Annotated in this window: 8 protein-coding genes; 2 read left to right on the forward strand and 6 right to left on the reverse strand. The window is 51.6% G+C overall.

The window, feature by feature from the left end; genetic code table 11:
* Window position 1: 1 nt before the first annotated feature.
* The 3 genes from DQG23_RS20375 to DQG23_RS20385 all read right to left on the reverse strand — a co-directional run bounded on the left by DQG23_RS20375 (window position 2) and on the right by DQG23_RS20385 (window position 4261).
* Window positions 2–847: an STM4015 family protein gene (locus DQG23_RS20375; RefSeq protein ID WP_113032720.1), complete on the reverse strand. Its 846-nt coding sequence runs from the start codon at window positions 845–847 to the stop codon at window positions 2–4.
* Window positions 848–1131: 284 nt separating this feature from the next.
* The gene (locus tag DQG23_RS20380; protein WP_113032721.1) at window positions 1132–3189 is read right to left on the reverse strand and encodes an S-layer homology domain-containing protein; all 2058 of its coding nucleotides are present in this window, start codon (window positions 3187–3189) and stop codon (window positions 1132–1134) included.
* Window positions 3190–3424: 235 nt separating this feature from the next.
* Complete coding sequence (locus DQG23_RS20385) at window positions 3425–4261, reverse strand: YitT family protein (RefSeq protein ID WP_113032722.1); 837 nt, start codon at window positions 4259–4261, stop codon at window positions 3425–3427.
* 391 nt (window positions 4262–4652) lie between these two features.
* Between DQG23_RS20385 and DQG23_RS20390 the strand changes: the two genes are divergently transcribed.
* Window positions 4653–4988 carry a thioredoxin family protein gene (locus tag DQG23_RS20390; RefSeq protein WP_113032723.1) on the forward strand — a complete coding sequence of 112 codons (336 nt, stop codon included), beginning with the start codon at window positions 4653–4655 and terminating at the stop codon, window positions 4986–4988.
* A gap of 135 nt (window positions 4989–5123) precedes the next feature.
* Here the strand turns inward: DQG23_RS20390 and DQG23_RS20395 are convergent, their stop codons facing one another.
* The 3 genes from DQG23_RS20395 to DQG23_RS20405 all read right to left on the reverse strand — a co-directional run bounded on the left by DQG23_RS20395 (window position 5124) and on the right by DQG23_RS20405 (window position 11431).
* Window positions 5124–5804 carry a YdeI/OmpD-associated family protein gene (locus tag DQG23_RS20395; RefSeq protein WP_113032724.1) on the reverse strand — a complete coding sequence of 227 codons (681 nt, stop codon included), beginning with the start codon at window positions 5802–5804 and terminating at the stop codon, window positions 5124–5126.
* Between the two features lie 120 nt (window positions 5805–5924).
* On the reverse strand, window positions 5925–6281 hold the full coding sequence (locus DQG23_RS20400) for a nucleotide excision repair endonuclease (RefSeq protein WP_113032725.1): 357 nt from the start codon (window positions 6279–6281) through the stop codon (window positions 5925–5927).
* Between the two features lie 89 nt (window positions 6282–6370).
* Entirely contained in the window at window positions 6371–11431 is a 5061-nt protein-coding gene (locus tag DQG23_RS20405) for an AAA family ATPase (protein WP_113032726.1), read from the reverse strand.
* Window positions 11432–11579: 148 nt separating this feature from the next.
* Here DQG23_RS20405 and DQG23_RS20410 point away from each other — a divergent pair, with 148 nt between their 5' ends.
* The gene (locus DQG23_RS20410; protein WP_113032727.1) at window positions 11580–13091 is read left to right on the forward strand and encodes a GGDEF domain-containing protein; all 1512 of its coding nucleotides are present in this window, start codon (window positions 11580–11582) and stop codon (window positions 13089–13091) included.
* Window positions 13092–13176 lie beyond the last annotated feature (85 nt).

Consider the following 13176-nt stretch of genomic DNA (forward strand, 5'->3'; position numbering starts at 1 on the left):
CTTATTCGGTCAATGACGGATACCGGTAATCCTCATCTTCGTCCGCATCCTGTTGATCGCTCATATCTACGTTCAGCCCCGACTGCTTCCAGCGGAGCATCATTTTGTCCGACATGTAATGGTAGCTCAAATCGAGCTTCTGCAGCTTGGCCGCCTTGCCGCTCCCGATCAGCGCTTCCGCGCCCTTGTCCGTCAGCGTTCCCATCGACAAATCAAGCGTGTGCAGTTGATCGAGAATAGGCGCGTCGGCCAGCGCGATGGCGATTTCGTCCTGCAGCTCGCTGTTTTTCAAGCCAAGATAGGTCAGCTTGGGGAATCTCCTCGGCTCGGCGAGCGGCAGAACGTCTTCGAGGCCGCCGTCAAAGCCGTAATCCTCTACGCCCAAGTACACCTCCAGCTTGTTCAACTCGGGGAATCGGCCGCTGCCGATGCTGGAAAGAACGTTTTTGCCGAGACCTCCGCAAATGATAACGAGCTCCTTCAGCTTTTCGTGGCCGGCAGGCTCAAGCTCCAGCCCGCTGCCGCCCTTGATCGTCAGCGACGTCAGCTCGGGATAAGCGGACAGAAGCGGCGCAAGGTTGCTTTGCATAATCCAGGATACTTCGCATTCTTCAGAATCCATATCACCTATGAAAAGCTTCCTCAGTTTCGGAAAGCGGTCCTTGCAAGCAACCAGCGTTTCTACAATCTCTCCCGAATCATTCTCGTAAGAGCCGCCCCAATCTCCAATAATGAGACTAGTGAGCTCCCGCCCCTCCGGCCCGTTCGCCAGTTCTTCCAAAAGCTCTTTCATTTTGCGTCCTGCCTCATACTGATCGTAATCAATCGTAAGCTTAACCTCGGACATCGGATTCCCTCCCATTAATAAATGCCTCGATTATCATGCTGCAATATTAGAAATGCACGAATCAAGCATCGCACAAATCTCTCGACATTTCCAGTTATTCACTGACATGGGGTCAATTAATGGAAAAGATACATCCCCGCTTAAAGCTGCTAAAAAGGTGCTGAATTTGCAAACAAATACGCTTCCATCCTCACTTTAACAGTGGTTTTGGAAGCGTATTTGTTCAATATTTCGGGACTGCCCCCTTCCGCTCTCAAGCTCTGGGACAGCCCCTGCCATACTCTCTACAGATCCAGAAACATCGGTACCTGATGATCGGCACTCGGGATGGCCGTATCGGGCTTATCGTCGCTTATGTACCCGAGCTGCAGCAGATGGAGCTCTCCGGTCTCCAGGCTAAGATCGGCTTTATCGAGCACGATGCCGATCGCCGTCCCGGACGGATCCGCCGCATAACCGGAGGCATCGAGCGTCCGGATCAGCGTCCACTCCCACGTGTTGCCGTCGCCGGCATATCTGTACAGACGATTGCCCTCAAGCAGCATATCCGCCTTGTAGCCCTGCCAATGGACGACATTCAACCGTTCTCCGGCCGGTTTGCCGGTATGGATCAGCAGCTGCGTTCTAACAGCAGGCCTGAGTCCGGTTAACGAAATGCGGATGCTTTGGTCCGAACCGGCTACCTTCAAAACGCTTTGTCCGTTCTGCGCATATACCGGTATACTCGCCCAATCTTTGCCCTCCATGCCAGGGACAGGCTTCTTTCCGCCCGTCGGCAAATGGTACGCGGCTCGCCCGAAACGCTTGCCGTCGCCGTTGATGGAGATGGCTCCTTCCCCTGTGCGCATGATGGTTTGACTAGGGGAAACGGCAATCGGACGTCCCGTGCCTATGAAGTCCAAATCCGGCGCAAGGTCGGGATAATAATGCAGCGTGCTTGTAGTGGCCGAGTAATGGAAATCCGTCCACTGCATAGGAATGCCGTACATCGCGGCCGCCCACCAGGCGAAAGCGAAACGTTCGCTTCCCCCGTCGTCCGCTTGTGCCGAATCCTCGGCAACGGTGGAGACGGCGGCGGTTCTGATCCCTTTTTTGGCCTGATAGTACATGCTCTTGGCGATCTTGTCCTGCCATAAATCGAAAGGCATATATTCCCCTTTGCCGACCAGCCAGCTCTCCGACAAATACCAGTCGCCTTCGCCGACTAATGACGGAGCGTAGTTCCCCTTCTCATCGTAGTCGCCGCTCACATCGTCCGGGTTCCAGGCTCCCAAAAACACGTTAAGCCCGCTGCGGTGGATGTAGTCGATCATATGGCTTTGCCTCTCGCGCGTGACTCCGAAATCGTAGCCTGCGTCATCCAAGTAAATACCCGAAGCGCCGAGCCTCTTCCACTGATCGACGGCCAACTCCATCCGGGCGTAAGTCAGATCGCTAGTCGACACTCCGAGGTCCACGTACCCGAATATGCGCTTGCCTTGCTCGGATAGAGCCGTCACGACCTTGGAGGAACGTGCATAATCCGCATATTCCGGATCCTCCACGCCGCTTCCGAATATGAGCATTTCGAAGGGCTCGAATGCCTGCAAAGCCTTCGCAAGATCCCCGTCGGCTCCGTTTACCAGACTGGGAATCCCGTAGTAGATGCCAAGTCTGCTCAAAGCTTTGCCTTTGTCGGAGACAATGGCCGGATTGCGGTCGGCGCCCTCCGGCACGACGAAACGCCCGCCGTATTCGCCGCGCGCAAGCAGCTCCAGGAAGCGGACGGCCTCCGCCCGGGTCAATAACCCTTCTTGCTCGAAGCCCTCGACGCTTTTGCCCGTCCTGCCTTCCGACAGCTTCTTCTCGTACAGGAACTCGATCGACTCCGAAACCGAGTAGCCGCGGCCGAATGCGGAGGCGATCATCCGCGCCACTTGACCGCGCCGCACCGGCGTATGCCGATGATCGGAAAGCTCCGTGCCCGTAACCGGAACGCGGTACAAGGCAGCCGCTTTGTAGAAGGGATCCGACCAATTCGTTTCCGCCTGAGGACGTGCCAGCCGGCCCGCCGCTTCCTTCGTATCGGGGAAGAACCTAAGCAGCATAGCCAAAAACTCCGCTTCCGTCACCTGCCGTTCCGGCCGCAGCAGCTTCTGCCCCGACTCCTCGTAGCCGGAAACAATGCCCTGCTCGACTCCCCACGCCATCGTATCGTAATACCAAGCTTTATCGTCCGGCTTCATATCCGCATAACCGGACAAATCCGTTGACTCCGCGGCCATCGGTGCGGAAATACAGCTCAAGAGCAGTCCGCTTGCCAGAAGCGCCCCGCATATCCTCGTACGTAATCGATATTTCAAGGGTTACCCCCCTAGTTAGATGAAATTCCTATCATTATAGTAAATTATAGGATATTTATCAATTGGCGTCATAGAGTCCGATCGCGTTCGGAATCGAACCTTCTTTTCCGCTTGGAAGACGTTCCTCCGGAATATCGCGATCGGCCGGCCGGCGGTTCGACGCAATGTTTACCGCCGCTTTCCGTTCATCCCGTCTTTCGGCCAGTGCTGCGATCCTTTAACGGACTCCATGCCGTCACTTCGAAATATCGACGAACCCTTCCCCGAACACATCGCGTACGTCATGAATGGTAATGAACGCCTCTTTGTCGATCGATCTGACGATCTTCTTGAGCATGCTCACTTCCTGCTTGCTGATTACAATGTACAGGATCTCTTTGGGCGTTTTGGAATAATGGCCTTGTCCGTAGATGACGGTAACTCCTCTGTCCATCACTACGTTCACTTGCTCCGCTATTTTATTATGCTCTTTGGATATAATGGTAACTGCCTTCTTCGGATTCACGCCTTCAATAATGAAGTCCATCACTTTGGTCGCTATATAAAGCATGACGATCGTAAACATCAAGCTTTGAGCGCCGATAATGAAATACGAAGAGAACGCGACGATCAAATCGAAAAATAACAGCGCATAACTGACATTCCAATCCAGGTACTTATTCATCATTCTCGCTAAAATGGTCGTCCCCGCGGTTGTCCCGCCGACCCGTATAATCAAACCGATCCCCGCGCCCGCGAACACGCCTCCGAATATCGCGTTGATCGTCAATTCATCGGACGCGATGTGCCAATCCTCCGTCAGGTGCAGGAAAAGGGAATGGAACGAAACCGCAATGATCGTATACACCGTCGTCGATTTATCGAGAAATTTATAACCGGCGATCAACAAAACGGCGTTAAAAATCAAACTCACAAGGCTGGGCGACCACTCGAACAGGTAGTACAAAATGATGGTTATTCCCGTTACCCCGCCTTCGCCGAACTCATTGGGAATGACGAACAGGTTGATCGCCAAAGCAAAAAGCAGCGCTCCCGCCATGATGACAAAAATATCTATAATCCGTTTTTTCATAAAAAATATCCTCTCATGCTGCTGCGCAAAATGGTTTGAATACTACATGATAACATCTGCCCGCACACGAAACCAAGCTGCCTTGCCTGCGCTGCAGTCCGGTTTTGCCCTGTTGGAATCAAGTCTGGCTTCCTTCCCTCGCCGGCAGTCCGAAAATGCCCGCTTGCAGAGGCTATTCGGCTCGGCATACCGGTGAATCCATTCTTCAAGCCGGCAAATTCGGACTCCAGTATTATGGGGACCTCGATTCCATGATCCAAGCGGGCATTTTCGGATTGCAGCGTACAAAGGGGCTTACCGTCAGCTCGTTGAGGCAAATGGGATGTTATAATGTAGTAAGCTCGACACATTAACAACGGCGGCGAACGATTGGGTTATCGGGGGTAAAAAAATGAAACGAATGATGAGTCTTAGCGAATTGAAGCAAGTTATCGCGGAAAATCAGCTGGTTCTGCTTGTCATGAAGTCAGCCGATTGCGGGGTATGCGAATCCGTTCAGGCCAAGCTATCCGTCATGCTGGAATCCCGGACGGGCATCGCCGGCATTTACGTATATATAGCGGATGCGCCGGACGTCGCATCCGAGTATCTGACGCTGTCCGCACCGACAGTGCTGGTTTTCCACGAAGGGAAAGAGGTGTATCGCATAGCCCGGTTTGTCCTTTTTGACGAGCTCGACCGCTTGCTTTCGCAGTATGAACAATTGATGGAGGAGCATGACGGATAAGCCGGCTTAATATGCTCCTGAACGTTTGGGTGGAGCGTTCGGAACGGCATCTGCCTTGTTACGTTCTCAGAAGAGGCTCCGTCCTGAATTGCAGTCAAGCGGAGCCTCATCGGTTTATTGGAGCCGCATTCTCCATCAGGGGTGATCCTTACGGTAGAGCTCGCGGCTTTTATAGCCCGCCTGCAGAATCATCTTCATTTCCTCGCGCCGCTTTGCCTTCGTATCCTCTTGCTTAGCGCTATAGACATAACGCGCCCAGTCTTTGCGGTATCCCGGTGTAAGCGACCGGTAGACGGCAAGCAGCTCCGGGGCATCCTCCAGATCGTTCTCCACACTGGGAATCAAGGACACATAATCGTCCACGCGTTGGCTTGCTTTCGAAGAAGTCTGCTCTTTGTTCTTGCCCCACGCGTCCTCTTTCAGCCCTACGACCGTAAAGACATCGTCCAGCCCCACCATTCGGGCGAATTTTATATCGCTTGTCCCGACATACCCGTTCTCATCGCTCTCCAGATCGCCCATCAAGTCGTCGCGATGAATGAACGTCGGGTATACTTTATTTCCCTTTTTAGGATAGGCCATAAAGAGATAGCCGTTCTTACGGAGATGCCGATGCTCGATGACACGGTTAACCAGTCCCTTTAATGCTTCCGTATCCAGCACAAAAGCAAATATGAGATCATAAGCGCAATCCTTAGCGAGCGCAGTATCGTAGCCTGACAGCCCGGTGAAGTAATCCGAGCCTTTCGGCTCGTCCAATATCGCGGCGTGCTCGAACTTATGCAAATTCAGCTTTTCTACTATCGATTTCGTCACTATGCCTCATCTCCTGGATATATTCGCGTGCTAAACAGATAGGGTATCTCCGCAGCGCTACTATACCGCTTTACGGGAATACCCCTTTGGATGCGTTCATCGCTTTTTCTTACGCGGACCCTACTTATACAACACTTTGTCTACGTTGTACTTGGCTCTATTTTTATTGATAATATAGGTTTCGTAGATCTCGCGGTCTACAGGGTTTTCGTTGACGCAAACCTCAATCTTGGCGACCTCGTCGCGGTGATTCTTCATGTCCGATACGGTATCCTCGAAATGCTTTTTGATCCGCGGTCTGAGCTTTCTGGCCTTGCCGACGAACAGCAGCTCGTCCTGATCGTTATAGAACATGAAGAACCCGCCCTTATCCCTGGGGATCAGGTGAAAATCGGTAAAACCGTAAATGTTGCTCATCTGGGGGTCTTTCTGTTTGGTGATGGTCACGTCCGGCGTCGGTATTGTGATGATGATCATATTCGTTCACTTCTCCTCTTCTTATCCTGCTATATACTATCATAACGGCTCGCCCGAAACTACGGGGAATCAGCCGGAGGCGCTCCGGACTAGCAGGGCAAGCTGATTCGCAGCAAGCATCCTTTATCCGGCTCGGCATCCACGTACAACGTGCCTTTCAGCTGCTGTACACGGTCCCTCATCATTTTAAGGCCGAAACCCGGCTCGAGATTGCTTGCGCCTCTTCCGTTATCCGCCAGTATGAACTGAATCAGCGAACCGTCATTCCGCAAGCTGAAGCTGAACGTATTGCAGCCGCCATGCCGTATGCCGTTCGTTAAACCTTCTTGCAGCGCGTGGTAGATGACTTTTTTCTGTATTAAAGACAAATGGGATATAGGGTCCATCTCGGCATGGATGAGCACTCCCGTATTCCGCTCCGTGTCCTGAATCAGCTGCTGCAAAGCCTCCGTGATGTCATAATATTTATCCTCTTTCAGCATATGGACGGAATTGCGGATCTCGCTCAAGCTGTGCCGGACAAGATCTTGCGCTTCCTTAAACCTTGTTACGGCGCCTTCCGCATCTTTCTGCAAAAGGCGCTTGCCCGCTTCGATCTGGACAATCGTCGAGGTGAGGGTATGGCCGACGATATCGTGAATTTCCTGCGCGATCCGGTTTCGCTCCGCGTAAACCATCGTTTCCGCCAAAGCTTCGGATGTTGCGTCCATGGATCTTTGCAGCGCCCGCGTCCGTTCCATCACCTGATCCTCCAAATTGTTTTTCAAGTACTGAATTCCCGAATACAGCTTGGCATTGGTAATGGAAATCGCGCATTGGGAGCTGAGCAGCTTCAGTATGTCCAACCGTTCCTCCGTGAAAACCCCGGTCGACAGATTATTCTCCAGATAAAGCAAGCAGATCAGCTTGTTTTGATGCATGATAGGCAGGCACAGCGCCGATTTCAGCCGGTTATTCTTAATGTACTCGTTCCGTTGGAACATACTGTTGCCCGCAACGTCATGGAGCACGACCTCTTCTTTCGTTCGTATCGTATAACCGATAATGGCTGCCGGAAGCAGCCGCTCGGCCTCCTCCAACGGAATCGATTCGATATGAAGCTTCTCGGCCGTTCCGTACGCCTCAACCATCCAGCGGTCTTCATGATCGAAAATGAGCGCGCCGTATTCCGCGCCGGCATTCTGAAGCATAATACGCATCAGCATATGCAGCAAGCTGCCCATTTCCATTTCACCCGACAGCGTTTGTGCAGACATGGCGACAGAGAAGTAGTCGATCCGCTCCAAATCGGTTTTCGCTTCCCGCTTCGGCTGCAGCAAATGACCGTACTTCGCTTCCATATCGGCCGTTTTGGCAAGCGCCCCCCAGCTCATATACGCTTCATAGGCTTCCGTCAAATAGAGCCTTGCAAGCGGCGGTCTCCCGCTATTGATAAAGTGCTTGGCAAAACATTCGGAAATGATGCCCACGTCATGGACATGTCCGCGGGTGCGTGCCGCATGTAACGCTTCTTCATAAAATCGTTCGGCCTCGTGTCCCTTGCCTCCAAGCCTTGCATGCTCCGCCCGGACCAGCAGATATTTATGCATATAGTTCTCCGGGCTGCGGCGCGCCATGGGTTTCAGATTTTTCAAGCTCCGGCGGATCCTATTCCAATAGCTTGCCTTTTCCCGCTTGCTTCCTGCTTCATAGATCTCTTTTAACACCAGCACTTCATAGTAATAATAGCTCGACGAATCAATGATCTGGGTTGTTCTCAAATTCACCATATTCATCGTGTGCTCAAGCGCAAGCCGGGCTTTTCGGTAATCGCCGAGCAAGTAGCCGGTAATATATTGATTAATGTTGACCAGCCCTTGCAAGTAATAGCGCTTAGCGTCGCCGGTCACATCTTCCATAAAAGCTTTCGCATCGATATTCGTTCCCGATAACCTATCATCCGGAGCCCGATTTCCGGTCAAAGCCGTAAGCAGATTGCCAAGGATTACCGCTTGCTTCCAGTACAGCACGTTCTCGTTTTGCTTGAACGCATCCGATTGAGAAAGGAGCCTAGTATAAATATCCTTCAGCGGATGACCGAATTGAAAAAGCAGCGAGCAGTTTGTCAGCACACTGTGGTTGGCATGCCATAGAGCTCCCGATTGCAAAGCGGTCTTGCCCGTATGATCGGTATACGCAAGCAAAAATCCGGGCTCGTAGCGCCTCCAGCCGTCATAGCAGAGCGAGAATGCGCTGTAGGTTTGCGCATACAGTCCAGGATTGTTCTTTGCGGTCGCAAGGGCGAGCTGCCCCCACTTATATGCCGCTTCATAATCATGGAACTGGTAATGCTGAATCATCGCGTAGCTCACGAACCCGATGGAAGCCTCCGGCGTCATCCCGTAGTCCATCGTCATCTCCAGCATCATTAGAATGGACGAAAGCCAGACCTTCTTCTCTAAAGTAAAGCTCGCGTTAGTCGAATGGACCATAACGGCTAACGCCGCTTTACGCCGTTCATCCGTCATAGGAGGAAGATTGGCGAAGGAATGAACGGGATGTTTGCGGAGCTTTCGCCGCACTCGCGTCCATTGCAGCAGCATCTCCAGCGGACCGGGGTTGAAGTTGTGCTTCATGCCTAGCAGCTTCAAGGTCATCTCGCTTAACGAAAGCACTTTTGGGAAGTTATTTCGGTTCATCTCCAGCTGGATCATCATAATGCATGCCTGCGCTTTGTCAAAATCGGCCGCTTTCCTCAATACCAGGTTGAACGTATCATCCGCCGCCGCATAGTCCGCGTTTAGGAACTCGGCTTCAGCCCTTTCTTTGTATGCTTGATAAGCCAGCGGGTAACAGCTGTCCCAGCAATCGTCTTCCAGCAGCCCGGTGGCATGGCGCAAATAGTCCAGCGACGTTCTGAACGCATTCGACTGCTTCGCCTTAACGCCCGCTTGCACGTTGAGCTCCGCCAATTCCAGCTTTTTCTCCAAGGAGTCGACCTGTGCCGCAGCCTGGTTTAAATGACCCACCACTTCGAATACGGGGACGTCTTCGCCGGCTCTCATCCGCTGCGCGAGAAGAAAGCCGAACTCTATATGCAGCTTCGTCCGCTCCGTCTCGGGCACAAGCTCGTATGCGGATTGTTGAATATAATCATGCTGGAAAATGTAAGAGGTGCGATCTTCGTACGACGGCAGCAGCAGCCGGTTATCGACGGCAATTTCCACGCTACCAAACAGTTGATCCTTTTCAAGTCCGGTAATAAGGGAAAGCGTATGCAGACTAAACTGCTTGCCGAGAAAAGCCGCCCGGCCGAGTATATAAACCGTCTGCTCCGGCAATTTCTGCAGCGAGTTCGATATGGAGGCGGCAGCATTAACGGAAACGTTCCATTCGGCAATAAGCTGCACATTCCACTGCCAAGTCCTGCTTCGCTCATCGAAGCTCCCCAGGTTGCGGTCCACTATTTCCTGCAGGAACTGCTTGAGAAATAACGGATTGCCCCCGGTCTTACGGAGCAATACATCCGCCAATTCATCGATTCCGTCTATTTGGCCTTGGAGCATGGACCTCAGCATATGCTTCAGCTCTTCGAAATTGCAGGCAGTAAGCCGTATCCGCTCCATACGCGTACCGGTATCCTCAAGCTTGTTTACCAGCTCGCGAAGAGGATGCTCCGGAGCCGTCCCATTGTCCCGGTATGCGCCGATGACCAGCAAGCGCTTCGTTCCCCTATCCCCCAGCAAATGGCATAAATATTGAATCGAAGCTTCATCAGCCCACTGTAAATTATCGAAGAATAAAACCAAAGACTGCTCCGACTGAACGAACAATTGAAAAAATCGGTTCATGACAAGATGAAATCGGTTTTGGGCTTCCACCGCAGGCAAAACGGCAACGGCCGGCTGCTCCCCGATCAGCAATTCCAGGCGGGGGGCCATTTCGATCAGCAGCCGCCCGCAGCCTTGTACCGCATCTAAAATTCTCAGCTTCCACTCTTCCACTTGCGCCTGATGCAAAGTCAGCAAATGGTCGGCCAGCTCCGCTATGGCTTGCCGCCAAACGGCATAAGGAAGCGCGGTAGCTATAAAATCGAATTGGCAGACTGTGAAAAAGCCCTTCGCGGGAATGGAGTCGCGTATAGTCTCGACTACAAAGGAGGTTTTCCCGACCCCCGCCTCCCCGCCGACCCAGACGGCTTCCGCAGCGCCTTCGGAAACCCGTTTCAGCGACTGCAGCAATATAAGCTGCTCCGCTTCTTTGCCGATAAATCCTTCCGACAGGAGCAATCTTTCTGAAATATCGTGATTGGCAAGAGGAAATGGCTGAACTTTCCCCGATACGCGATACTGAACGAGACATTCCTCCAAATCCGCCTTGATTCCGTACGCGCTTGCATACCTCGCTTCGGGCATTTTCTCCATGCATTTGCCGACGATATCGGAAACGACCTTCGGCACGGATTGGTTTCTGGTATAAACGGGATCCGGAGTGGCAGCAAGATGGTGATACACCATATCCAGCGCGTTCTGCAACTGAAACGGCAAGCTCCCTGCGAACCATTCATATAAAATAACGCCGAAAGAATAAAAATCCGAACGGTAGTCCGGTCCCCTCCCCGTTCTCCCCGTTTGCTCCGGAGACAAGTAAGGAAGAACGGAGTCCGGCCTCCCCGCCGGCTGCGAGAACGGATTCGGGTCTTTTTCTGTGGAGCATAAACGAATATCGATCACTTTGACTTCGGTATAGGTATCGTTAATTAATATATGGAAAGGCGTTATTTCATGGAGCCTAATATTGGCATGATGAATGTGCCGAATGCAATCCGCCATAGCTATAGCGGCCCCCAGAAGCTCCGGAAACCGCAAAGAAGCTCTCCGCGTTCGCATCGCTTGCTCAAGCGTCGTCCCGCCGGGATCGTGCAGGAGCAGGACAGGCCGGTCCGCCACCAGCTCCAAGCTGTGCGGCTCAAGCACTCCTCTGCCCTTTAAACGAAGCAGCTGCTCATACTCGTATTGAAAGGCAGCGATCATATTCGATCCGGCATAATTTTCGCATGTTGTCTTAGCAATGATCTTCAGATTATCTTCCAATCGCAGCAATCGGTATACACTGATTTCCCCATTGCCGCCGATTTTTTCGACAACTCGAAAACCCGGTATCTCTATCATGAACCCACCTGCTTCAATCGCGTATATTTTCGGTATCCCTACAATCATATCAAATCTTGTATGGTCGATAAATAAAGCTATTGCAATAGATTCATTAAATGAATAGAATCAAACTGCATCCCAGCATACAGAAAGCCAAGGTGAGCCTATGAATCTGAAGGAAGCGTTCATTCTTTTATTTACGCACGGCATTCCCATTTTGTTTTTCACCTATATGGCTACCGACGTATTGCTGCGCAATAAGAAGAAAACCGAGCATATTTTACTCAGTCTCATCTCTCTTTGTTATCTTCTTTTATTCGCCGAGGAATACATTCGAAACCAGGTTTCCATCGATTATAGCCCCATATTGTCCGCCCTTTGGCTAAGCAGCGTCGGCATTGCCATTCCCGGACTCGGCTTTCATTTCCTGGTCAAGTTTACCCGTTTAGAAACGAAGCTGCCGAGATTCGTTTACCCCTATGTTTTTTACTTGCCTCTGATTTTCATTTTTATGAACCTGGTTACAGGCGCAAAATGGATCTCCGCCCAACAATTCGTTCAGATGGGCATGTGGAAGCTTCCGGTCTATAATGCCGGCTATTACCAAGCGATGTCGGTGAGCATAATGATCAATTTCTCCTATTTGATTCCGCTGCTGATCGCAAAGTCGAAATCGGACACTCTCGAGCAGAGAACCATATACAACCATCTCATTTTCGGCGTCGTCGTCTCCGTAATCGGGCATATCATTTTCGGCTACTTCAATTTCGAAGACAGCTTGCCTCCATATCCGTATTTATACAGCGGCGTTATTTGGTGTTACTTCCTGAGACATACGATGAAAAGGCATGATTTTCTAAATTTATACGATAAGCGTTACGAGAAGCTGTTCAATATGAATCCGGACGCCATCCTTCTTATCGATCGCATGCAAACGGTCAAAGACGCCAATCCGCGGGCGATTCAACTTTTCCGTTCGTTTGAACTGGAGTTCGCGCAATTTTTCAACCTGCTGGACCCCATAATTAAAGAGCGCATGCAAGCGAAGCTGGAAATCGATCATTATGAAACGGATATTTCCCACAACAACAAGCGGCTTTTTCTGCTGGTTAACGCCGATTACGTATGGGTCGACAACGAACAACATGTGCTTTTGATTCTTCGGGACATTTCCGTTCAGAAACGGCACCAGGAAGAGGTCAAATTTTTGGCCTATCACGACCCGCTGACACGATTGCCGAACCGGCGGTACTTCCATGAGAAATTGGAGGAAGCGTTACAAGAAGCGGAACGCCATAACCAAACGCTGGCCCTCCTCCTTATCGATCTGGATAAAATCAAGTTGTTGAACGATACACGCGGACATCTCGCCGGGGACGAAACCCTGAAATACGCGGCGCAAATCATAAAAGAGGCGGTTGAAGATTGCGGGGTTGCAGCGAGAATGGGCGGGGACGAGTTTATTTTATTTATCGCCAATTCGCCGTCGTACGAAGAAGTCGAGAGGAAGATCGAGCACATGCAGGAGAAATTCTCAAAATATATTTCGAAATACGGAGCTCTTCCCGTCGGGATGAGCATCGGCGTAAGCCGTTACCCGACGGACGGAGTCGAGGGGCAAGCCTTGATCAACATTGCCGACAATGCCATGTACGAAATGAAAAGAAGCCGGGCTTAGCATTAAGCCGGCTTTTTTGTTGACTGGAGGTACGGCAGCGGCCTCGGAAAAGCTTACAGGCGCTGCATGATTTTTATATGCCCTG

Source organism: Paenibacillus contaminans, from assembly GCF_003285015.1.
Taxonomy (GTDB): Bacteria; Bacillota; Bacilli; order Paenibacillales; family NBRC-103111; genus Paenibacillus_V; species Paenibacillus_V contaminans.